Origin of the sequence: Pseudomonas putida, from assembly GCF_050989985.1 — a bacterium.
Lineage (GTDB): Bacteria > Pseudomonadota > Gammaproteobacteria > Pseudomonadales > Pseudomonadaceae > Aquipseudomonas > Aquipseudomonas putida_AI.
Genome location: NZ_CP158815.1, coordinates 5,555,703 through 5,578,962, shown reverse-complemented (window position 1 = coordinate 5,578,962; position 23,260 = coordinate 5,555,703). Strand labels below are relative to the sequence as shown.

Annotated in this window: 21 protein-coding genes; 18 read left to right on the top strand and 3 right to left on the bottom strand. The window is 61.6% G+C overall.

Annotated features, from left to right (window positions below):
* The first annotated feature begins 9 nt into the window (after positions 1–9).
* The 15 genes from ABTV29_RS25580 to ABTV29_RS25510 all read left to right on the top strand — a co-directional run bounded on the left by ABTV29_RS25580 (position 10) and on the right by ABTV29_RS25510 (position 16,610).
* A complete protein-coding gene (locus ABTV29_RS25580) occupies positions 10–690 on the top strand; it encodes a tellurite resistance TerB family protein (protein WP_433767369.1) in 681 nt (226 codons plus the stop codon).
* Positions 691–1,016: 326 nt separating this feature from the next.
* On the top strand, positions 1,017–2,639 hold the full coding sequence (locus ABTV29_RS25575) for a methyl-accepting chemotaxis protein (protein ID WP_433767368.1): 1,623 nt from the start codon (positions 1,017–1,019) through the stop codon (positions 2,637–2,639).
* A complete protein-coding gene (locus ABTV29_RS25570) occupies positions 2,639–3,175 on the top strand; it encodes a chemotaxis protein CheW (protein WP_433767367.1) in 537 nt (178 codons plus the stop codon). The genes ABTV29_RS25575 and ABTV29_RS25570 overlap by 1 nt, the downstream gene beginning before the upstream one ends.
* Positions 3,172–4,455 carry a CheR family methyltransferase gene (locus ABTV29_RS25565; RefSeq protein ID WP_433767366.1) on the top strand — a complete coding sequence of 428 codons (1,284 nt, stop codon included), beginning with the start codon at positions 3,172–3,174 and terminating at the stop codon, positions 4,453–4,455. The genes ABTV29_RS25570 and ABTV29_RS25565 overlap by 4 nt, the downstream gene beginning before the upstream one ends.
* Positions 4,452–5,135, top strand: a complete 684-nt coding sequence (locus ABTV29_RS25560; RefSeq protein WP_433767365.1) for a chemotaxis protein CheW — start codon at positions 4,452–4,454, stop codon at positions 5,133–5,135. Before ABTV29_RS25565 ends, ABTV29_RS25560 begins: the two co-directional genes overlap by 4 nt.
* A complete protein-coding gene (locus ABTV29_RS25555) occupies positions 5,132–7,438 on the top strand; it encodes a hybrid sensor histidine kinase/response regulator (RefSeq protein WP_433767364.1) in 2,307 nt (768 codons plus the stop codon). Before ABTV29_RS25560 ends, ABTV29_RS25555 begins: the two co-directional genes overlap by 4 nt.
* Complete coding sequence (locus ABTV29_RS25550) at positions 7,435–8,445, top strand: chemotaxis response regulator protein-glutamate methylesterase (protein ID WP_433767363.1); 1,011 nt, start codon at positions 7,435–7,437, stop codon at positions 8,443–8,445. Before ABTV29_RS25555 ends, ABTV29_RS25550 begins: the two co-directional genes overlap by 4 nt.
* A gap of 48 nt (positions 8,446–8,493) precedes the next feature.
* Complete coding sequence (locus tag ABTV29_RS25545) at positions 8,494–9,495, top strand: diguanylate cyclase domain-containing protein (RefSeq protein WP_433767362.1); 1,002 nt, start codon at positions 8,494–8,496, stop codon at positions 9,493–9,495.
* A gap of 211 nt (positions 9,496–9,706) precedes the next feature.
* Positions 9,707–10,802 (top strand): peptide chain release factor 2 gene (gene prfB, locus ABTV29_RS25540; protein ID WP_433767361.1). Its coding sequence is split into 2 segments (ribosomal slippage): positions 9,707–9,778 and positions 9,780–10,802, totalling 1,095 coding nucleotides; the frame shifts between segments, so codons are not numbered across the junction.
* Positions 10,803–10,915: 113 nt separating this feature from the next.
* Entirely contained in the window at positions 10,916–12,418 is a 1,503-nt protein-coding gene (gene lysS / locus ABTV29_RS25535) for a lysine--tRNA ligase (protein WP_433767360.1), read from the top strand.
* Between the two features lie 102 nt (positions 12,419–12,520).
* Positions 12,521–13,237, top strand: coding sequence for a TetR/AcrR family transcriptional regulator (locus ABTV29_RS25530; RefSeq protein WP_433767359.1), 717 nt, complete (start codon positions 12,521–12,523; stop codon positions 13,235–13,237).
* A gap of 123 nt (positions 13,238–13,360) precedes the next feature.
* On the top strand, positions 13,361–13,915 hold the full coding sequence (locus tag ABTV29_RS25525; RefSeq protein ID WP_433767358.1) for a hypothetical protein: 555 nt from the start codon (positions 13,361–13,363) through the stop codon (positions 13,913–13,915).
* A 26-nt stretch (positions 13,916–13,941) separates the two neighbouring features.
* Positions 13,942–15,219, top strand: coding sequence for a flavohemoglobin expression-modulating QEGLA motif protein (locus ABTV29_RS25520; protein ID WP_433767357.1), 1,278 nt, complete (start codon positions 13,942–13,944; stop codon positions 15,217–15,219).
* 150 nt (positions 15,220–15,369) lie between these two features.
* The gene (locus ABTV29_RS25515) at positions 15,370–16,284 is read left to right on the top strand and encodes an alpha/beta hydrolase (protein WP_433767356.1); all 915 of its coding nucleotides are present in this window, start codon (positions 15,370–15,372) and stop codon (positions 16,282–16,284) included.
* A complete protein-coding gene (locus ABTV29_RS25510; RefSeq protein ID WP_056856280.1) occupies positions 16,281–16,610 on the top strand; it encodes a hypothetical protein in 330 nt (109 codons plus the stop codon). The genes ABTV29_RS25515 and ABTV29_RS25510 overlap by 4 nt, the downstream gene beginning before the upstream one ends.
* Before the next feature lie 120 nt (positions 16,611–16,730).
* Here ABTV29_RS25510 and ABTV29_RS25505 read toward each other — a convergent pair whose 3' ends face one another.
* The 3 genes from ABTV29_RS25505 to ABTV29_RS25495 form a co-directional block, all read right to left on the bottom strand.
* Positions 16,731–17,543, bottom strand: a complete 813-nt coding sequence (locus ABTV29_RS25505; protein ID WP_433767355.1) for an OmpA family protein — start codon at positions 17,541–17,543, stop codon at positions 16,731–16,733.
* A gap of 44 nt (positions 17,544–17,587) precedes the next feature.
* Complete coding sequence (locus tag ABTV29_RS25500) at positions 17,588–18,001, bottom strand: DUF4398 domain-containing protein (RefSeq protein WP_433767354.1); 414 nt, start codon at positions 17,999–18,001, stop codon at positions 17,588–17,590.
* A 321-nt stretch (positions 18,002–18,322) separates the two neighbouring features.
* Complete coding sequence (locus tag ABTV29_RS25495) at positions 18,323–18,667, bottom strand: pilin assembly protein (RefSeq protein ID WP_433767353.1); 345 nt, start codon at positions 18,665–18,667, stop codon at positions 18,323–18,325.
* A 215-nt stretch (positions 18,668–18,882) separates the two neighbouring features.
* Here ABTV29_RS25495 and ppc point away from each other — a divergent pair, with 215 nt between their 5' ends.
* From ppc to tsaB, 3 genes are all read left to right on the top strand, one after another.
* Positions 18,883–21,513, top strand: coding sequence for a phosphoenolpyruvate carboxylase (ppc, locus tag ABTV29_RS25490; RefSeq protein ID WP_433767352.1), 2,631 nt, complete (start codon positions 18,883–18,885; stop codon positions 21,511–21,513).
* A gap of 288 nt (positions 21,514–21,801) precedes the next feature.
* Positions 21,802–22,449 carry an adenylate kinase gene (gene adk / locus ABTV29_RS25485; RefSeq protein ID WP_433767351.1) on the top strand — a complete coding sequence of 216 codons (648 nt, stop codon included), beginning with the start codon at positions 21,802–21,804 and terminating at the stop codon, positions 22,447–22,449.
* A gap of 107 nt (positions 22,450–22,556) precedes the next feature.
* On the top strand, positions 22,557–23,231 hold the full coding sequence (gene tsaB / locus ABTV29_RS25480; RefSeq protein WP_433767350.1) for a tRNA (adenosine(37)-N6)-threonylcarbamoyltransferase complex dimerization subunit type 1 TsaB: 675 nt from the start codon (positions 22,557–22,559) through the stop codon (positions 23,229–23,231).
* The last annotated feature ends 29 nt before the right edge of the window (positions 23,232–23,260 follow it).

Genomic DNA, 23,260 nt, shown 5'->3' with positions numbered 1-23,260 from the left:
GAGGCGCAAATGAACACCCGTGGATTGCTCGATCAACTGTTGAAATCGGGTCAGGAGCTGTTGCAAAACAAGACCGGAGGCACGCCGAGCAAGAGTGCCGGCGGAATTGGCAGCCTGCTGTCGGGGGCGGGCGGCGGCGCTTTGGCGGCGGGTGCGATGGGGCTGCTGTTGGGCAGCAAGAAGGCGCGCAAAGTCGGCGGCAAGGTCGCGGTGTATGGCGGTCTCGCCGCGTTGGGCGTCCTGGCCTACAAGGCCTATGGCAACTGGCAGGCCCAGCAAGGCGCAACCCCGAAAAACCAGCCGCAGACTCTCGACCGCCTGCCCGCCGCGCAAGTCGAGCAACACAGCCAGGCGATTCTCAAGGCCCTGGTGGCGGCGGCCAAGGCGGACGGTCACATCGACGAGCGTGAGCGCGAGCTGATCGAAGGTGAATTCACCCGTCTCGACAACGATCAGGAACTACGGCACTGGCTGCACGCCGAACTCAACAAACCCCTGGACCCCAGCGACGTCGCCCGCGCCGCCAGCACGCCGGAAATGGCGGCCGAGATGTACATCGCCAGCGTGATGCTGGTAGATGAAGAGAGCTTCATGGAGAAGTCCTACCTCGATGAGCTGGCGCGTCAGCTCAAGCTGGAGCCGGGGTTGAAGGCCGAGTTGGAGAAACAGGTGCGGTTGGCTTCTGTGTAAGGCCTTAAACCGCTATCGCGAGCAGGCTCGCTCCTACAGGGGATCTGAGTCGAACATAAATGCCGTGTTCGCCGAAGACCCCATGTGGGAGCGAGCCTGCTCGCGATGGCGTACTGCGCTACACCACACCCCTCAATGACCATTCCACGGCCCCTTTCTGCCAAATCACCACTGGCACAAATCCCCCGCGATAGCCGACAGTCCCCGCCCAAAGCCAATCCCTGCTTTTTACCTACGGGATGAGACGCGGTGCGCAACCGTCTTATAAATGGAACACCGCCCTCGGCTATACTCCCCCACATTTGGAAACAACCCGAGGACAGCCTGTGAAGAACTGGACGTTGCGCCAACGCATTTTGGCGAGTTTTGCAGTCATCATCGCCATCATGCTGTTGATGGTGGTCGTCTCGTATTCGCGGCTGTTGAAGATTGAAAGCAGTGAAGCCAGCGTGCGTGAAGATGCGCTGCCAGGGTTGTACTACAGCTCATTGATTCGTGGTGCCTGGTCTGACAGCTATCTGCGGATGCAAGCCATGCTCGGCCTTGAAGAAGGGCAGGGCTTCAACGCCAAGGATGCAACGGATTTCAGTACTTACGCCGCCCGCCTGCAAGAGCAGATGGACCTCTATCGCGGGACCATCACCGACGACGATGACAAGACCGAATACGCCGCGTTCTTGAAATTCCATGAGGACTACCACCGGATCCTGGCGGCCGTGATCGACCTGCACAAGCGCAACCTGGATGCCGACGCCATCAAAATGTTCAACGACGAGCTGACGCCGACCTGGACCAATGGGCGAGCGAAACTCAGTGACATCCTGCGCCACAACAAAGCCGTGGCCGACAGGGATATCGCGGCCATCGACGACGCGGTGCTGACCGCCAAAACCATCATGGGCATTTCCCTGCTGATCGCCGTGCTGGCGGCCGGTCTCTGCGGCCTGTTGTTGATGCGCGCGATCATGGCGCCGATGAATCGCATCGTGCAGATTCTTGAAGTGATGCGCACGGGGGATCTGAGCCGCCGGTTGAATCTGGACCGCAAGGACGAGTTCGGCGCCGTGGAAACCGGCTTCAACGACATGATGACCGAGCTGACATCTCTGGTGTCCCAGGCCCAGCGCTCGTCGGTACAGGTCACCACCTCGGTCACCGAGATTGCCGCGACTTCCAAGCAGCAGCAGGCCACCGCCACCGAAACGGCGGCCACCACCACCGAAATCGGCGCGACTTCCCGGGAAATTGCCGCCACCTCGCGGGATCTGGTGCGCACCATGACCGAGGTTTCCACCGCTGCCGATCAGGCCTCGGTGGCCGCCGGCTCCGGGCAGCAGGGCCTGGCCCGCATGGAAGAAACCATGCACTCGGTGATGGGTGCGGCCGACCTGGTCAATGCCAAACTGGCGATCCTCAACGAGAAGGCCGGCAACATCAATCAGGTGGTGGTGACCATCGTCAAGGTCGCCGACCAGACCAACCTGCTTTCGCTCAACGCCGCCATCGAGGCCGAGAAGGCCGGTGAATACGGTCGCGGTTTCGCCGTGGTCGCCACCGAAGTACGACGCCTGGCCGACCAGACCGCTGTCGCCACCTACGACATCGAGCAAATGGTGCGCGAGATTCAGTCGGCGGTGTCGGCCGGCGTGATGGGTATGGACAAGTTTTCCGAGGAAGTGCGTCGCGGCATGGCCGAGGTGCAGCAGGTTGGCGAGCAGCTGTCGCAGATCATCCATCAGGTGCAGGCACTGGCGCCTCGCGTATTGATGGTCAACGAAGGCATGCAGGCCCAGGCCACCGGCGCCGAGCAGATCAACCACGCGCTGGTGCAGTTGGGTGATGCCAGCAGCCAGACCGTCGAGTCCCTGCGCCAGGCCAGCTTTGCCATCGATGAGCTGAGCCAGGTGGCCGTCGGGCTGCGCAGCGGCGTTTCGCGATTCAAAGTCTGATGAGCGAGCTCACTGCCAAACGCACCGCCGTGAAACAGCCATTGCAGGTGCTGTTTCTGGTGTTTCACATCGGCAGCGAGCGCTACGCGCTGCGCGCGACCGAGGTGGCGGAAGTGCTGCCACGGGTAGCCCTGAAGCCGATTGCCCACGCACCACACTGGGTGGCCGGGGTGTTCGCCTGGCGTGGCGCGGTGGTGCCGGTGATCGACCTCAGTGCGCTGACCTTTGGCACGCCTGCCCAGGCGCGCACCAGTACGCGGCTGGTGCTGGTGCACTACCAGTCGGATGAAGGTACGCCCGCGCAACTGCTCGGACTGATCCTGGAGCAGGCCACCGGCACCTTGCGCTGCGATCCCGCGGATTTCCAGCCGTATGGCCTGGACAATCCCCGGGCACCTTATCTGGGGCCGGTGCGCAAGGACGAACAGGGGCTGCTGCAATGGGTGCGGGTCGCCGATCTGTTGGATGAGCGAGTCCGCGCGCTGTTGTTTCCGTCGCCACCGCTGGACCTCGCGCTGCTTGAGGAACAGTCATGAACAGCGACCAGCGTTTTTTCGATTTCCTCAAGGAGCGCATCGGTCTCGACGTGACCTCGGTGGGCCCGGCGATCATCGAGCGTGCGGTGCGCCAACGCAGCATCGCCTCCAATGCGCAGACGGCCGATGAATACTGGCGCACCCTCCAGGGTTCGAGCGATGAGCAGCAGGCGCTGATCGAAGCGGTGATCGTTCCGGAAACCTGGTTTTTCCGTTATCCGGAATCCTTCGCCACCCTGGCGAAACTGGCGACCCGGCGCCTGGCCGAGATCAACCACCTGCGTGCCCTGCGGATTCTCAGCCTGCCGTGCTCCACCGGCGAAGAACCCTATTCGATCGCCATGGCGCTGCTGGATGCCGGGTTCAAGCCGCACCAGTTCAAGGTCGAAGGCATGGACGTCAGCCCGCTGTCGGTGGAAAAGGCCCGGCGTGCGCTGTATGGCAAGAACTCCTTTCGCGGCGAAGACATCGCCTATCGCGACCGTTATTTCACTGCCGAAAATGACGGCTATCGCCTGAGCGACCGCGTGCTGGATCAGGTGCGCCTGCAGGTCGGCAATGTCCTTGATCCAGCCCTGCTCGCCAACGAGCCGCCCTATGACTTTGTGTTCTGCCGCAATCTGCTGATCTATTTCGATCTGGCGACGCAAAAGCAGGTGTTCGAAGTGCTCAAGCGCCTGACCCATGTCGATGGCGTGCTGTTCATCGGCCCCGCCGAAGGCAGCCTGCTGGGGCGCCTGGGCATGCGTTCGATCGGTATCCCGCAGTCCTTTGCCTTCAGTCGCCACAGCGATGTGGAGCCGGAACCGTTGCCGACATTCGTTCCCACGCCAGTCCCCACGCCCACGCCCGTGCGGCAACCGGCGCGTCATGTCGCGCCATCGCCTGTGCCCCGGCGTCCGTTTGCCAGCGTTGCGCGACCCGTGCCTACAGAAAAAACCGCCAGCGCCGATACCGCGGCATTGCTGGCAAACATTGCCGAACTGGCCAACGAAGGCAAAAGCGCCGACGCCCGTGCCGCGTGCGAACGCTACCTGCGCAACCACGAACCCGTGGCCCAGGTGTTCTATTGGCTGGGGTTGCTCAGCGATGTGGGTGGCAATGTGCTGGAAGCCCAGGGCTTTTACCGCAAGGCGCTATACCTTGAACCGCAACATCCCGACGCGTTGATGCACCTGGCAGCCTTGCTGCAATCCCAGGGCGATAGCGCCGGTGCCAGACGATTGCAGGACCGCGCCGCGCGCAGCGAGCGCGCCGCCGACAGTGAGCGTAAACGATGATTGCCTCCGACACCTTTAGCGTCACCCGTGAAGATGCCCAGGCCATCGACGATTGCTGGAACCGCATCGGTATCCATGGCGACAAGTCCTGCCCGCTGCTGGTTGAACACATCCATTGCCGCAATTGCGCGGTGTACTCGGCGGCGGCGACGCGCCTGCTGGATCGTTATGCATTGCAGCAGGAAGATCGCGCGCAAGTTTCCGGTGCGGTCGAAGACGAGGTAAAGACCCGCTCGCTGTTGATGTTCCGCCTCGGCGAAGAATGGCTGGGCCTGGCGACACGCAGTCTGGTGGAAGTGTCGCCGCAGCAAGCCATTCACTCGCTGCCGCATCAACGTTCCCGGGCGCTGCTCGGGGTGGCCAACGTACGCGGCGCGTTGGTGGCATGTCTTTCATTGTCCGAGTTGCTGGGGCTGGAGAGTGTCGCTGGCGTTGCGGGCGGCGCGCGGGTCATGCCGCGCATGTTGATCATCGCCGCCCACGGCGGGCCGGTGGTGGTGCCGGTGGATGAAGTGGACGGCATTCACGCCATCGACGAGCGCATCCTGGACGCGGCGTCGCGCTCGGGTACCCAGGCCAATGCCAAATACACCCGTGGCGTCTTGCAATTCAAAGGTCGCAGCCTGCGCTGGCTGGATGAAGAACAGCTGTTGTCCGCCGTGACCCGGAGCCTCACATGACCCCCGAGCAAATGCGCGACGCCTCTTTGCTTGAACTGTTCAGCCTGGAAGCCGAAGCCCAGACCCAGGTGCTGAGCGCGGGTCTGTTGGCCCTGGAGCGCGACCCGACCCAGGCCGATCAACTCGAATCGTGCATGCGTGCGGCGCACTCGCTCAAGGGCGCGGCGCGCATCGTCGGTATCGATGCCGGCGTCAGCGTGGCGCATGTCATGGAGGATTGCCTGGTCAGCGCCCAGGAAGGGCGGCTGTACCTGCGTCCCGAGCACATCGATGCCTTGCTGCAGGGTACCGATCTGCTGATGCGCATCGCCACGCCGGCCACCGCACCGCAGCCGGCGGACATCGAAGCCTATGTCGCCTTGATGGCGCGCTTGCTCGATCCGGCGGCCGCTGCGATTCCCGTCCTGCCGACCACCGCGCCGGTCATGGCGGAGTTGCAGCTTGAAGCGCCCAAGGTCGAAGCGCCCGTCACTTTGGAAACGGCCCCCGTCGTTGAGTCACAACCGGCTGAGCCCGTAGTCGCCCCCAAGAAATCCAAGCGCACCACGGAAACCGGCGAGCGCGTGCTGCGGGTCACCGCCGAGCGCCTCAACAGTCTGCTCGACCTGTCGAGCAAATCCCTGGTGGAAACCCTGCGGCTCAAGCCGCACCTGGCTACCATGCAGCGCCTCAAGCGCATGCAGAACAACAGCCTGCGGGCGCTGGAAAATCTCAACGTTCATCTCAAGGACCATGCCCTGAGCCTCGAAGCCCAGGAAGCCCTCGAAGATGCGCGGCGGCTGCTGGCCGAATCCCAGCAATTGCTGGCGGAGAAAAACGCCGAGCTCGACGAGTTCGCTTGGCAGGCCAGCCAGCGCGCGCAGGTGCTGTACGACACCGCCCTGGCGTGCCGCATGCGGCCGTTCGCCGATGTGTTGACCGGCCAGGTGCGGATGGTCCGCGATTTGGGCCGCAGCCTTGGCAAGCAGGTGCGGCTGGAGATCGAGGGCGAGAAAACCCAGGTCGACCGCGATGTGCTGGAAAAGCTCGAAGCGCCGCTGACCCACCTGCTGCGCAATGCGGTGGATCACGGTATCGAAACCCCGCAGCAGCGGCTGCTGGCCGGTAAGCCGGAGGAGGGCCTGATTCGTCTGCGCGCCTCCCATCAGGCCGGATTATTGGTGCTGGAACTCAGCGATGACGGCAATGGTGTCGATCTGGAGAAGGTCCGCCGCAGCATCGTCGAACGCCAATTGTCTCCGCCGGAAACCGCCGCGCAGTTGAGCGAAGAGGAACTGCTGACGTTCCTGTTCCTGCCGGGGTTCAGCCTGCGCGACACCGTCACCGAGGTTTCCGGACGCGGTGTCGGCCTCGACGCGGTGCAGCACATGGTGCGCCAGTTGCGTGGCGCGGTGGTGCTGGAGCAGACGGCGGGCCAGGGCAGTCGTTTCCATCTTGAAGTGCCGCTGACCCTGTCGGTGGTGCGCAGCCTGGTGGTGGAGGTGGGGGGCGAGGCCTATGCCTTCCCGCTGGCCCACATCGAACGCATGTGCGATCTGGAGCCTGCGGACATTGTGCAGGTCGAGGGCCGCCAGCACTTCTGGCATGAGGGCCGGCATGTCGGCCTGGTCGCCGCCAGCCAGCTGTTGCAACGCCCGGCAAGCCAGGGCAATCAGCAGAGCCTGAAGGTCGTGGTCATCCGCGAACGCGATACGGCCTATGGCGTAGCGGTCGAGCGGTTTATCGGCGAGCGCACCCTGGTGGTGTTGCCGCTGGATGAGCGCCTGGGCAAGGTGCAGGACATTTCCGCCGGGGCCTTGCTCGACGACGGTTCGGTGGTCTTGATCGTCGATGTCGAAGACATGCTGCGTTCGGTGGATAAGCTGCTCAACACCGGACGCCTGGAGCGCATCGCCCGCCAGGGCAATCAGGCTGCCGAGGCGGCTCGCAAGCGGATTCTGGTGGTGGACGACTCCCTCACCGTGCGCGAGCTGCAACGCAAGCTGCTGCTCAATCGCGGCTACGACGTGGCAGTGGCGGTCGACGGCATGGATGGCTGGAATGCCCTGCGCTCGGAAACCTTCGACCTGTTGATCACTGACATCGACATGCCGCGCATGGATGGCATCGAACTGGTGTCGTTGCTGCGTCGGGACAACCGCCTGCAATCGTTGCCGGTGATGGTGGTGTCCTACAAGGATCGTGAGGAGGATCGCCGCCGTGGACTGGATGCCGGGGCCGACTATTATCTAGCCAAGGCCAGTTTTCATGACGACGCCTTGCTCGATGCAGTCGATGAGCTCATAGGAGGAGCGCGGGCATGAAAATCGCAATCGTCAACGATATGCCCATGGCCGTGGAGGCCCTGCGCCGGGCGCTGGCCTTCGAGCCGGCGCACCAGGTGATCTGGGTGGCCGGCAATGGCCGCGAAGCGGTGCAAAAGTGTGCCGAACAGACGCCTGACCTGATTCTGATGGACTTGATCATGCCGGTGATGGACGGGGTGGAAGCCACCCGCCGGATCATGGCCGAAACGCCTTGCGCCATCGTCATTGTCACGGTGGATCGCCAGCAGAACGTGCATCGGGTGTTCGAAGCCATGGGCCACGGCGCGCTGGACGTGGTCGATACCCCGGCCCTTGGCGCCGGCAATGCCCAGGACGCGGCGGCGCCGTTGTTGCGCAAGATCATGAACATCGGCTGGCTGATCGGCGACAAGAGCCATCGTGAACGCCGCGACCCTGGTCCGTTGCGCAGTTCCGGCTCACGGCAGAGCCTGATCGCCATTGGCTCGTCCGCCGGTGGGCCGGCGGCGCTGGAAGTTCTGCTCAAGGGGCTGCCGCGCAATTTTTCCCCAGCCATCGTGCTGGTGCAGCACGTAGACCAGGTGTTTGCCGCCGGCATGGCCGAATGGCTGGCCAGCGCCAGCGGCCTGAACGTGCGCCTGGCCCAGGAGGGCGAGCCACCACAAAGCGGCACCGTGCTGCTGGCGGGGACCAATCACCACATTCGATTATTGAAGAACGGCACGCTGGCCTACACCGCAGAACCGGTCAACGAAATCTATCGCCCTTCAATCGACGTTTTTTTCGAGAGCGTGGCCAATTACTGGAACGGTGATGCGGTCGGCGTTTTGCTGACCGGCATGGGACGAGATGGCGCGCAGGGGCTTAAACTCCTGCGCCAGCAAGGTTACCTGACCATCGCACAGGACCAGAGCAGCAGTGCGGTGTACGGCATGCCCAAGGCGGCCGCGGCCATCGATGCTGCCACGGAAATTCGCCCGCTGGAGAAGATAGCGCCACGATTGCTGGAGATCTTTGCAAAGTGACTACTATTAGCAGCAATCCTGGCTTATGCAGTTTTCAGGTGAACGCACATGAATGAATTACAGCTCGACGACTTCAAGACTGACGAAAATGCCGCCATGGTGCTGTTGGTGGACGATCAGGCGATGATCGGCGAGGCCGTTCGACGCGGGTTGTCGAACGAAGAAAACATCGATTTCCACTTCTGCGCCGACCCGCATCAGGCCATTGCCCATGCGGTGCGGATCAAGCCGACGGTGATCCTGCAGGATCTGGTTATGCCCGGTCTTGACGGCCTGAGCCTGGTGCGCGAATACCGCAATCACCCGGCGACCAAGGATATCCCGATCATCGTGCTGTCGACCAAGGAAGACCCGCTGATCAAGAGCGCGGCGTTCGCGGCCGGGGCCAACGATTACTTGGTCAAGCTGCCGGACAACATCGAACTGGTGGCGCGCATCCGCTATCACTCGCGCTCCTACATGACCCTGTTGCAGCGCGACGCGGCCTACCGTGCGCTGCGGGTCAGCCAGCAGCAATTGCTCGACACCAACCTGGTGCTGCAACGCCTGATGAACTCCGACGGCCTGACAGGGCTGTCGAACCGCCGGCACTTCGACGAGTACATGGAACTGGAGTGGCGGCGCTCGCTGCGCGAACAGAGCCAATTGTCGCTGCTGATGATCGACGTGGATTATTTCAAGACCTACAACGACACCTTCGGCCACCTGGAGGGCGACGAAGCCCTGCGCAAGGTCGCCGCGGCGATCCGCGACGCCTGTGCCCGACCTTCCGACCTGCCGGCCCGCTACGGCGGCGAAGAATTCGCCCTGGTTCTGCCCAACACCACGCAGGGCGGAGCACGGCTGGTGGCGGAGAAACTGCGCATGACCGTCGAGGCCCTGAAAGTCCCGCACATCGCCCCGACCGAGGGCTCGAGCCTGACCATCAGCATCGGCCTGGCGACCATCACCCCGACAGCCGGCAGCAATTGCCGGGAATTGATCTCGGCGGCGGACAAGGGCTTGTACTTGGCCAAGCACAATGGGCGTAATCAGGTGGGGATCGGCTAATTCGCCGGATGATTCCCTGTAGGAGCTGCCGAAGGCTGCGATCTTTTGACTTTAGGTTCTAAAAACAAGATCAAAAGATCGCAGCCTTCGGCAGCTCCTACAGGTTTCACCAAAACCATTCGCCGCTAAAGCCGCCAGGCGGGCTGCCGTCACAGTCTGATTACGTTATACTCGCCGGCTTTCAAAAGTTCGCCTACGAGTGCTGCCCGCCATGGAAATCAACCCGATCCTGAACACCATCAAGGACCTGTCCGAGCGCTCCGAAACCATTCGGGGGTATCTTTGACTACGATCAAAAGCATGAGCGTCTGACTGAGGTCAATCGCGAGCTTGAAGATCCGAGTGTCTGGAACAAGCCTGAATACGCCCAGGAACTGGGCCGCGAGCGCTCTGCGCTGGCGCAGATCGTCGAGACCCTGGACGAGCTGTCCAGTGGTCTGGCCGATTGCCGCGACCTGCTGGACATGGCTGTCGAAGAAAACGACGAAGGTGCGGTCGACGATGTGATCGCTGAGCTGGCCCGCCTGGAAGAGTCCCTGGCCAAGCTGGAATTCCGCCGCATGTTCAGCCATGAAATGGACCCGAACAACGCCTACCTGGACATCCAGGCAGGCTCCGGCGGTACCGAAGCCCAAGACTGGGCCAACATCCTGCTGCGCATGTACCTGCGCTGGGCCGACAAACGCGGTTTCGACGCGACCATCATGGAGCTGTCGGCCGGTGAAGTCGCCGGGATCAAGGGTGCCACCGTGCACATCAAGGGCGAATACGCCTTTGGCTGGCTGCGCACCGAGATCGGCGTGCACCGTCTGGTGCGCAAGAGCCCGTTCGACTCCGGCAACCGTCGTCATACCTCGTTCTCCGCCGTGTTCGTCTCGCCCGAGATCGACGACAAGGTGGAAATCGAGATCAACCCGGCAGACCTGCGGATCGACACCTATCGTTCCTCCGGTGCCGGTGGTCAGCACGTAAACACCACCGACTCGGCCGTACGTATCACCCACGTACCGACCAACACCGTGGTCAGCTGCCAGAACGAACGTTCCCAGCACGCCAACAAGGACACCGCCATGAAAATGCTGCGGGCCAAGTTGTACGAGCAGGAAATGCAGAAGCGCAACGCCGCTTCCCAGGCGCTGGAAGACACCAAGTCCGATATCGGCTGGGGTCACCAGATCCGTTCGTACGTGCTCGATGCTTCGCGGATCAAGGATTTGCGTACCAACATCGAACGCAGCGACTGCGACAAGGTGCTCGACGGCGATATCGACGAATACCTGGAAGCCAGCCTGAAGTCCGGGCTGTAAACGATGCAACACCGGATCGCCTGAAACACTGCGATCCCCTGTAGGAGCCAGCTTGCTGGCGATCCCCGGCCGCAGGCCGGGGGCAACGAACCCGTGATGGAATTTTTAAAGACATGAGCGACCTAGAACTCGACCCGCAAGCCCTGCAACAGGAAGAAAACTCCCTGATCGCCCTGCGCAAGGAAAAGCTTGCTGCCGAGCGCGCCAAGGGCAATGCCTTCCCGAACGACTTCCGCCGTGAAAACTACTGCGATGCACTGCAGAAACAGTACGCGGACAAGACCAAGGAAGAGCTGGCAGAGGCTGCAATCCCGGTCAAGGTTGCCGGTCGCATCATGCTCAACCGTGGTTCGTTCATGGTGATCCAGGACATGACCGGTCGCATCCAGGTCTATGTCAACCGCAAGACCCTGTCGGAAGAAACCCTGGCCGCGGTGAAAACCTGGGACATGGGCGACATCATTGCCGCCGAAGGCACCCTGGCCCGTTCCGGCAAGGGCGACCTGTACGTCGAAATGACCAGCGTGCGCCTGCTGACCAAATCCCTGCGCCCGCTGCCGGACAAGCACCACGGCCTGACCGACACCGAGCAGCGCTATCGCCAGCGCTACGTTGACCTGATCGTCAACGAAGACGTGCGCCAGACCTTCCGCGTGCGTTCGCAAGTCATCGCCCACATCCGCAGCTTCCTGATGAAGCGCGACTTCCTGGAAGTGGAAACGCCGATGCTGCAAACCATCCCGGGCGGCGCGGCAGCCAAGCCGTTCGAAACCCACCACAACGCGCTGGACATGGAAATGTTCCTGCGTATCGCTCCGGAGCTGTATCTGAAGCGCCTGGTGGTTGGTGGTTTTGAAAAAGTGTTCGAGATCAACCGCAACTTCCGTAACGAAGGCGTTTCGACCCGTCACAACCCTGAATTCACCATGTTGGAGTTCTACCAGGCTTACGCCGACTACGAAGACAACATGGACCTGACCGAAGAACTGTTCCGTGAGCTGGCGCAACTGGTGCTGGGCAGCACCGACGTGCCGTACGGCGACAAGGTGTTCCACTTCGGCGAGCCGTTCGCGCGTCTGTCGGTGTTCGACTCGATCCTCAAGTACAACCCCGAGCTGACCGCTGACGACCTGAACGACATCGACAAGGCTCGCGAAATCGCCAAGAAAGCCGGTGCCAAGGTGCTGGGCTTCGAAGGCCTGGGCAAGCTGCAGGTGATGATTTTCGAAGAGCTGGTCGAGCACAAGCTGGAACAGCCGCACTTCATCACCCAGTACCCGTTCGAAGTGTCGCCGCTGGCCCGTCGTAACGACGACAACCCGAACGTCACCGACCGGTTCGAACTGTTCATCGGCGGCCGTGAAATCGCCAACGCCTACTCCGAGTTGAACGACGCGGAAGACCAGGCCGAGCGTTTCATGGCACAGGTGGCCGACAAGGACGCCGGCGACGACGAAGCCATGCACTACGACGCCGACTTCGTTCGCGCGCTGGAGTACGGCATGCCGCCAACGGCGGGTGAAGGCATCGGCATCGACCGCTTGGTGATGTTGCTGACCAACTCTCCGTCGATCCGCGATGTGATCCTGTTCCCGCACATGCGACCGCAAGCGTAAATGTTTCAATAAAAAAACCGCCTGAATTGGCGGTTTTTTATTGCCTGTCTGGTACAAACGTATCAAATGGTTAATTTTGAAGTAGAGAGAGGAATTCCCGTCGTGATCCATGCAAGGGCTCAAGAAGGTGCAGCAGGTATCGCCACTGCGGTCGCTGAAAGTGTTCAGTACCAGGGTCGCAAGGCCAGCCGGCAGGGCAGCGAACAGCGTCGGCAGGACATTCTCGATGCGGCGATGCGCATTGTCGTGCGCGACGGCGTGCGTGCGGTGCGCCACCGGGCCGTGGCCGCTGAGGCCAATGTGCCGCTGTCGGCGACCACTTACTACTTCAAGGACATCGATGACCTGCTCACCGACACCTTCGCTCAATACGTGGAGCGCAGTGCGGCGTACATGGCCAAGCTGTGGGATAACAACCAGGGCCTGCTGCGCGAGATGATCGCCCGTGGCGATGGCAGCCCGCAGGCGCGCAAACACCTGGCGGACGAGCTGGCGCGACTGATGACCGACTACGTTCACCGGCAACTGGTGACCCGTCGCGAGCACTTGATGGCCGAACAGGCCTTCCGCCAGGAAGCGCTGCTCAACCCGCGTCTGGCCCAGCTGGTGCGTTCCCATCAGCAAATCCTGCTGCAGGGCTCCTGCCAGCTTTTCGAGGTATTGGGTTCGCGCGAGCCAAAGCAGGATGCCAAAGTGTTGACGGCTATAATCGGACGGATGGAATATCAAGGGCTGCTCAACGACGCCGAGCCGGCCGCCGAAGAGGAAATGCTCGGCATACTTACGCGTTATATGCATTTGGTGCTGGCTTCGGTCTAATCCCTGTAGGAGCGAGCCTGCTCGCGATGGTCTGACATTCAAATGTTTGTTGTCTGACACACCGCCATCGCGAGCAGGCTCGCTCCTACAGAGGCCGGCGTTGTGTTCAAAAGGGAGTGTTGAATGAAAGCCTGGCGTGTCGTAGCGATCGCCTTGTCGTTCCTGCTGCTCAGTGGCTGCCTGGTGACCTTCAAGGAGCCGCTGCCCACCAGCGAACCCGCGCCCAAGGGTTTGCTCGGCAAATGGACCAGCACCAACGCCTGGGGCGAGCCGGTCAACCTGGAACTGACCCGCGTCGGCGACAATCGTTATCAGGCCGTCAGCTATTTCAGGGCCAATCCCCACGAGCGCGAAGCCTATCCGTTCACGGTGTCGCGCCACGGCAACCGCTGGTATCTGTCGGCGAAGGTGCCGGCGCAGTTCGGCGGGCATTTCACCATTGCCGGCTTCGAACTCACCGACAAACATGAGTTGGTGGTCTACAACCTCGACCTTGAACAGATCAGGCAGGCACTTGGGCAGAGCGCGCTCGATGGCGAAAGCTTCCACACCGACGATGGCGATGGCGTATTGATCGACAGCCATATGGACCAGGTCAGCGCCTATCTTGATGATCCGGCCAATTCCGATGTGTTCGTCGAAGCGGTACGCTACCAGCGCCAGGCCAAGGCCAAATAACCATCACGTTTTTTCAGGAGTTTCCGGTGGACGATTACCAGCAGTCGATACGCGTTTTGTCCGATCGCATTGTGCTGGCGCAGACGCCGATCCGTGTCCTCGATGCGGTCAAGTGGGACGAGAGCATCCGCAAGGGTTTCCTCAAGGCCAAGGGCAAGGAAATGCCGGCGGTGGATCGCGACTACTACCTCAACCGACCGCTGGCGTTCGATTCCAGCAAAGTGAAGCTGGAGTTCCAGAACATCGAGCGCGACATCACCCGCCAGCTCGGCCAGTTCAATCCGGTCGGCCAGATCATGCGCCGCATGTGCAAGGAATACCGAATGGTGGTGCGCATGCTCGAAGCGCGCGGCACCGAGGATTTCGGCCTGATATCCCAGGAGTTGTATGGCGCCGCCTCCGACGCGTTCCATGCCGGCGACCCGACGCTGTCCGACCTGGGCATGATGCTGTCTGAATACCTGAACAACATCGACGGTCGTGGTGACCTGAAGGATGAGCCGAAGACGATGACCGCCAAGGATGCGGTCGAGATGCTGCAGCATCGTTTGAACAAGGTGTTCGGCGAGGCAGAAGAAACCATCCGGGTGTTCGAGTCGGACGGAATTGTCGCCGATGCGGCGGCCGGCGCCGACTACATCAAGATCCGCACCGATGCGATGTTCAACCAGCGCGATGTGCGCGCCCTTGAAGTCCATGAAGGGCTGGTGCACGTCGGCACCACCCTCAACGGCCTGAACCAGCCGATTTGCACCTTCCTGGCCAAGGGCCCGCCCTCATCGACAGTGACCCAGGAAGGCCTGGCGATCCTGATGGAAATCATCACCTTCGCCTCCTACCCGAGCCGCCTGCGCAAACTGACCAACCGCACCCGCGCGATTCACATGGTGGAGGAGGGCGCTGACTTCCTGCAGGTGTTCGAGTTCTTCCGCGAACAAGGCTTCGAGATGCCCGAGAGCTACAGCAACGCCAGTCGCGTGTTCCGCGGCTCGACGCCGACAGGTCTGCCATTTACCAAAGACTTGTCCTACCTCAAGGGCTTCATCATGATTTACAACTACATTCAGTTGGCCGTGCGCAAAGGCAAGCTGGAGCAGATCCCGCTGCTGTTCTGCGGCAAGACGACGCTGGAGGACATGCGCACCCTGCGTCAGTTGGTGGATGAAGGAATGGTGGTGCCGCCCAAGTATCTGCCGGAGCAGTTCCGCGACATGAATGCGTTGTCGGCGTGGATGTGCTTCTCCAACTTCCTCAACCACCTGAGCCTGGACCGGATCGAGGCGGATTACTCCAACATCCTCTAAAGCCGGTGAGGCCAATTGTGGGAGCGAGCCTGCTCGCGATGGCGGCTTAACATTCAGCATTGATGTTGCCTGGCACACCGCTATCGCGAGCAGGCTCGCTCCCACAAGGTTTTGTGATTGCCTTCCCCATCACTTGCGAGGTTTCATCGGATGAGAATCCTCGGCATCCTCTGCCTTCTCCTGGCCCTGAACGGTTGCAGTTCGTTCCTGTTCTACCCCGAACCTGGCCAGTTGTTCACCCCGGAAAAAGCCCATCTCGAATACCGCGACGTCACCCTGATCACCGCCGACGGCGTCAGGCTGCACGCCTGGTGGCTGCCGGCGAAAAAAGGCGTCGAGGTCAAGGGCACGGTGCTGCACCTGCACGGCAACGGCGGCAATCTGCCGATGCACCTGGGGGGCAGTTACTGGTTGCCGGAGCAGGGCTACCAAGTGCTGTTGATTGACTATCGCGGTTACGGTTTGTCCGAAGGCAAGCCAGGCCTGCCGGAGATTTATCTGGACATCGATGCCGCCTTCAAATGGCTCGACACAGCGCCCGAGGTCAAGGGCAAGCCGTTGATCCTGCTCGGCCAGAGCCTTGGTGGTTCGATGGCCGTGCACTACCTTGTTCAACACCCCGAACGGCAGAAACAGCTCAAGGCTTTTGTGCTCGACGGCGTGCCTGCCAGTTACCGCAGCGTCGGCCAGTTTGCCTTGAGCCATTCATGGCTGTTGTGGGCGTTCCAGGTGCCGTTGTCCTGGTTGGTGCCGGACGGCGACAGTGCGATCAACTCCATGGCGCAGCTGAACGGTGTGCCGAAATTGATCTACCACAGCATCGACGATCCGATCGTGCCCCTTTCCAACGGCATCCGTCTGTATCAAGCTGCGCCGCCGCCGCGCGTCCTGCAACTGACCCGGGGCGGGCATGTGCAGACGTTCGCCGACCCGGTCTGGCGCAAAGTCATGCTGCGTTATCTCGAAGACCCGCAGCATTTCAACGGCCTGCGCCGCCTCGCAGAAGTGCCCAACTACCCGGCACCCCCGAATTCTGAAGATGAACCACCAGAGAGTCCGCAATGAGTGAAGAACGTAACGCCATCCCGCTGATCATCACCGGTATCTGCAGCATCCTCGGCACCGTGGGTGCCCTGTGGTGGTACGGCTACCTGCACTTCGCCAAGCCGGAGGATGCGTTGCTGCTCAACGAATTCACCATGCTCAAGACCGTGCCGGGCGAAGACTACAAAGTCTCCCTGGAGCCGGCCGCGCAGGTGGCCCAGTGCATCGATGGCGTGCTGGTACTGTTCGACACCGAACAGAAAGGCCTGACCGGCGTGCTGGTCAACGACCGGAAAAAAGCAGTGCGGTGCATGGGGCAGGAAACGCCGCAGAAGCTGGAGCAGTAAACCAGTCCAATGTGGGAGCGAGCCTGCTCGCGATGGCGGTTTGATTTTCAACATCTCTGTTGTCTGACACGCTGCCATCGCGAGCAGGCTCGCTCCCACAGTTGTTTGTGAAACGACGATTTATTGCGTATTGGCACTCACCGCCGAACGCGGAATCACCGGCTGGTTGTCATTGGAAATCGTCACTTCCACCCGACGATTCTGTGCGCGTCCCGACACGCTGCTGTTATCCGCCACCGGGTATTCCTTGCCGTAACCCTGGGCAACGATGCGCGCCGGATCGACACCCATCTTCACCAGCGCCGCGCGTACGGAGCCGGCGCGACGTTCCGACAGCGACTGGTTATGCGACGCCGTACCGGTGCTGTCGGTATAGCCCTCGACGATCACCTTGCGGTCCGGGTTTTCCTGGAGGTACTGCGCCAGTTTGTTGATGTTCATCAGACCGTTGGATTTCAGCTCGGCCTTGTCGGTGGCGAACAGCACGTCACCGAAGGTCACCAGCGTGCCGCGATCGGTCTGCTTGGCATTGAGGCTGGCTTGCAGCTGTTTGATCTGCTGGTCACGGGCATCGAGCCGCGCCTGGGCACGTTGTGCGGAGGCGTTTTTCAGTTGGGCCTCTGCGGTGCGCAGAGCGATGGTCTGTTTCGCCACTTCCACACGCTGGTTGGTCAGGTACGCCAGCTGATCGACCTTGGCCGGGTCTTCTTTATCCAGATACGCCTTGTCGGCCTTGTCCAGATAATCGCTGGCGTCCTTGCTTTCCAGGGCCGCGACTTTGCTCGCTTGCGGGTCGGCTTGCAGGGCGCTGTAGTTGGTGCGGGCCTGCTCAAGGCTGGGGTTCGGTGGCGTCGAACACGCTGCCAACGCAATGCTCGCGGCCAGCAAGGCGGGGATCATCAAGTGTTTGGAATTGATGTTTTTGGAAATCATGGCTTCGTCCTTTTAGTCGATTGAGAAATACGTCGCGCGCGCCGTTACTGAACGCTGCGCTGGCTTTCCTGACGCAGTTCCTGAACCCCTTGTCGAGAGTCCTTCACAGTCTGTTTGGCTTTCATTGCCTGGGCCTTGCGCTCGGCCACGCGAGCGTCCCATTCAGCCTGCTCGGCGAGGGTTCTGGCCTGGTCGTATTTCTTGTCGTGCATGGCGATTTCGGCTTGTTTGAGCTTGTCCTGAGCCGTCTTCATTTCCACCGCGGCGAATTCGGTACCGCCCGCGCTGACCGCGCTGTTGACCGCAGATTCGGTCACGGCGAACTGTTCGGTGGGTGGATTGCCGGCGCAACCGGCCAGCACGAGACTGCCGCCGATGGCCAGGGCTGCCATTTTCAGGCCGTGCAGTGGGGTGAACGAGGATTTGCCTGAGCGGGTTTTCATGATTTTCAACTCCATTGGGCTTACTCCTGAACTACATAAACATCCATCCCTGGGCCAAGGCGCCGCGTGCATCATGAATCAAGGTGTTGTGAAAGGCCGTCCCAGGGGGGCTTACTGGGTTGACCCGGGGCGTTTTTTAAAAGTTCAGAGAAATTGATCCTGCGTCGGCAAGCTGTAGACCGAATAAACAGGGTTCTGGAACGCGGAGTTGATGGTTGTGGGAGCGAGCCTGCTCGCGATGGTCGTCAGCGAAAACGCGTTAATGCTGAATGAACGCGGCGCCTTGAAGTCCATCGCGAGCAGGCTCGCTCCCACAGGGGATCACAGGAGAGAAATTCAGTGTTTCTGCTTGCCGTGCCCCGCCGACAGGTCATGCAAGTGGCGGCGTGACAATGCCAGAAAACGCGGAGTGGGGCCGATGTCCTCGTACAGTGGATCGCCTTCCTCATCCGTGGCTACCACGGTCGTGCCCTTCACATAGGGAAAGCTTTTTTCCAGTTCTTCCAGGGCGGCACCGATCAGTTCGCCGAGCAGTTCTTCGGGTTGCCGCTTGGGGTACATGTCGATGATTGCCGCTAGCCTGGCAGCGGCCTCCACGTCCAGATGAATCGAGTAGCCAGTGTCGGTCAGGCGACCCTTGGCGTTTTCTTCCCAATGATGGGCAAGCTCGCGGATTTTCATAATGACCTCATGACACGCCTGCTCGTGGCAGGCTGGTGAGTATCCGGTATTGGCCGGCGAAGGCCGTTTTACGGCCTACTGTTCAGCCTAGCTTCTGCCTTGCAGGTTTAAAGTCCCTTCGTCGTCTGGGTTGTAAGTAACGGCCTGTAACGGCACTCTCTAGCCCAAGAGCATGAGTTACTTGGCCGCCCGGATTCTTTGCTGGAGAACTGCTGATGACCGATATTGATGCACGCTTGCGCGAAGACGTTCACCTGTTGGGTGAGCTGTTGGGCAACACCATTCGTGAACAGTACGGGGAGGGCTTTCTCGACAAGATCGAGCAGATCCGCAAGGGAGCCAAGGCTGATCGTCGTGGCTCCATGGACGCCGAACTGAGCGCCAGCCTCAACCAGCTGACCGAAGACGAATTGCTGCCAGTGGCGCGGGCGTTCAACCAGTTTCTCAACTTGGCCAACATCGCCGAGCAATATCAGCTGATTCATCGTCGCGACGAGTCGCAACCGGCACCCTTCGAAGCGCGCGTGCTGCCGGAGCTGCTCGCGCGCTTGCGCGCCGAAGGCCATAGTGCCGAATCCCTGGCCCGGCAATTGGGGCGTCTGGAAATCGAGCTGGTGCTCACCGCGCACCCGACCGAAGTCGCGCGCCGCACGCTGATCCAGAAATACGACGCCATCGCCGCGCAACTGGCGGCCCAGGACCATCGTGACCTGACCACCGCCGAACGCACGCAGATCAAGTCGACGCTGCAGCGCCTGATCGCCGAGGCCTGGCACACCGAGGAAATCCGCCGCACGCGTCCGACACCGGTCGACGAAGCCAAATGGGGTTTCGCGGTGATCGAACATTCGCTGTGGCACGCCATCCCCAATTACCTGCGCAAGGCCGACCAGGCCCTGCATGCCGCCACCGGCCTGCGCCTGCCGCTGGAAGCCGCGCCGATTCGCTTTGCCTCGTGGATGGGCGGTGATCGCGACGGCAACCCCAACGTCACCGCTCCCGTCACCCGTGAAGTGCTGTTGCTGGCGCGCTGGATGGCGGCCGACCTGTACTTGCGCGATGTCGATCAGCTCGCTGCCGACCTGTCGATGCAGCAGGCCAGCGCAGCCTTGAAAGCCAGGGCGGGCGACAGTGCCGAACCTTATCGCGCGGTGCTCAAACAGTTGCGCGAACGCCTGCGCGCCACGCGCAACTGGGCGCACACCGCGTTGACCGCGCCAGTGCCGGCCACCGCTGATGTGCTGCAAGATAACCGCGACCTGCTCGACCCGCTGGAGCTGTGCTACCACTCGCTGCACGAATGCGGCATGGGCGTGATTGCCGATGGCCCGTTGCTCGATTGCCTGCGTCGGGCGGTCACCTTTGGCCTGTTCCTGGTGCGTCTGGACGTGCGTCAGGATTCGTCGCGCCATAGCGCGGCCATGACTGAAATTACCGACTACTTGGGCCTGGGGCGTTATGAGGACTGGAGTGAAGAAGAGCGCATCGACTTCCTCACCCGCGAGCTGAGCAACCGTCGGCCGTTGCTGCCCGCCCACTACAAGCCGTCCGCCGATACCTCCGAAGTCCTGGCGACCTGCCGGGAAGTCGCCGCCGCGCCCGCTGCTTCCCTCGGTTCTTATGTGATCTCCATGGCCGGTGCCGCCTCCGATGTGCTGGCGGTGCAACTGCTGCTCAAAGAGTCCGGCGTGTTGCGGCCGATGCGCGTGGTGCCCCTGTTCGAAACCCTCGCCGACCTCGACAACGCGGGGCCGGTGATTGAAAAACTGTTGCTGTTGCCAGGCTATCGAGCGCGCCTGCAAGGGCCGCAGGAAGTGATGATCGGTTACTCCGATTCGGCCAAAGACGCCGGCACCACGGCGGCGGCCTGGGCGCAGTATCGGGCGCAGGAGCGTCTGGTGGACATTTGCCGAGAGCAACAGGTGGAACTGCTGTTGTTCCACGGCCGCGGAGGCACCGTGGGTCGTGGTGGCGGCCCGGCGCACGCGGCGATCCTGTCGCAGCCCCCGGGATCGGTGGCCGGACGTTTCCGCACCACCGAGCAGGGTGAAATGATTCGTTTCAAATTCGGCCTGCCGGACATCGCCGAGCAAAACCTCAACCTGTATCTGGCCGCGGTACTCGAAGCGACCTTGCTGCCGCCGCCACCCCCTACGCCCGAGTGGCGTCATCTGATGGACGAATTGGCCGCCGACGGTGTCAGTGCCTACCGCGCCGTGGTGCGGGAAAATCCGCAGTTCGTCGAGTACTTCCGCCAGTCGACCCCGGAACAGGAACTCGGTCGCCTGCCCCTGGGCAGCCGGCCAGCCAAGCGTCGCGCCGGTGGTATTGAAAGCCTGCGGGCGATTCCATGGATTTTCGGCTGGACCCAGACCCGCCTGATGCTGCCGGCCTGGCTCGGCTGGGAAGCGGCATTGAGCAAGGCGCTGGAACGGGGCGAGGGCAAATTGCTGGGGCAAATGCGCGAGCAATGGCCGTTCTTCCGCACCCGCATCGATATGCTGGAAATGGTGTTGGCCAAGGCCGACGCTGAAATCGCCCAGTCCTACGATGAGCGTCTGGTCGAGCCGGATCTGTTGCCGTTGGGCGCGCACTTACGCGACCTATTGTCGCAGGCATGCGCGATCGTTCTGGGGATGACCGGTCAGTCTCAGCTACTGGCACATAGCCCAGACACCCTCGAATTCATCCGCTTGCGCAACACTTACCTGGACCCGCTTCATCTATTGCAGGCCGAATTGCTGGCACGCTCACGACAACAGGAAGTGGCGCAGGGCAGCCCGGTGGAGCAGGCGCTGCTGGTGTCTGTGGCGGGAATTGCCGCCGGTTTGCGCAATACCGGCTAAGGTTTTTGCCGTGGGGCGAGGCATCCGGTGTGTGCGCCGGATGCCGATTGATGGGGGCTGAAAAAGTACGGCCAGGCGACAGTTAATGATGGGGTTGCGACCATTGGAACCGCGCCAAATGGTCGCAGCAGGCAGCGGTTTCTCCGACTTTTGGCGGCTTGTGTGGGCGCAGCCTGCTGTGTATCTTGATCAGCCTTTGGCCGTTTGGGCGGTCACGACCCTATTTTTGAGATTGGCCCCACGAGGCGAATCTGACGTTATCCATATAAAAAATTGAGGAGCACATCGATGCGCGTCATTCTGCTGGGAGCTCCCGGGGCCGGTAAAGGTACTCAGGCTAAGTTCATCACCGAGAAATTCGGCATTCCGCAAATCTCCACCGGCGACATGCTGCGTGCCGCGGTCAAGGCCGGCACCGAGCTGGGCATCAAGGCCAAGAGCATCATGGATGCCGGCGGCCTGGTGTCCGATGACCTGATCATCGCGCTGGTCAAGGACCGTATCGCCCAGGCCGACTGCGCCAAGGGTTTCCTGTTCGACGGTTTCCCGCGCACCATTCCTCAGGCCGAAGCCCTGGTGACTGCCGGTGTCGAGCTGGACGCGGTCGTTGAAATCGCGGTCGAAGACGAAGAAATCGTCCAGCGTATCGCCGGTCGTCGCGTTCACGAGGCCAGCGGCCGCGTGTACCACATTGTCTACAACCCGCCGAAAACTGCCGGCAAGGACGACGTCACCGGTGAAGACCTGGTGCAGCGCAAGGACGACACCGAAGAAACCGTGCGTCATCGCCTGTCGGTCTACCACTCGCAGACCAAGCCGCTGGTGGATTTCTACCAGAAGCTGTCCGCTGCCAACGGCAAGCCGAAGTACAGCCACATCGAAGGTGTCGGTTCGGTTGAAGCGATCACCGCCAAGGTGCTTGCAGCCCTGAGCTGAAAAACCTGATCCGCTGCATCATCCACGGCCCGCTTGCGGGCCGTAGTTGTTTATACTGACGCCCTTTTTCCGAACCTCTTTTTACCAACCCTCTTGTGGAAACATCGATGAGCACCTTGCTGGCCCTGGACACCGCGACTGAAGCTTGCTCCGTTGCCTTGCTGCATGACGGCAAAGTGACGAGCCATTACGAGGTGATCCCGCGCCTGCACGCGCAGAAGTTGCTGCCGATGATCCAGCAACTGCTGGCCGATGCCGGCACCACCTTGCAGGCAGTCGATGCCATCGCCTTTGGGCGCGGGCCGGGTGCATTCACCGGTGTGCGCATTGCCATCGGCGTGGTGCAGGGGCTGGCCTTTGCCCTGGATCGTCCGGTGTTGCCGGTGTCGAACCTCGCTGTGTTGGCCCAGCGTGCCTATCGCGAGCATGGCGTCAGCCAGGTCGCTGCCGCCATTGATGCGCGCATGGACGAGGTGTACTGGGGCTGCTACCGCGAGACGGCAGGGGAGATGCGACTGGTGGGCGCTGAAGCGGTACTGCCACCGGAAGTGGCTGCATTGCCGGCCGACGCCAGCGGCGAATGGTTCGGTGCTGGCACCGGTTGGGGTTATGGCGAGCGCATCGCCGTCAGCCTGAGCGGGCAGGATGCGGGCATGCTGCCTCACGCTGAGGATTTGCTGACTCTGGCGCGGTTTGCCTGGGAGCGTGGCGAGGCGATCGTCGCGGATGAGGCTCAGCCGGTTTATCTGCGGGACAAGGTGGCCACACCAAAGGCACGTTAATCCCGAGACCGAGTTGGTTCAATCGCGAG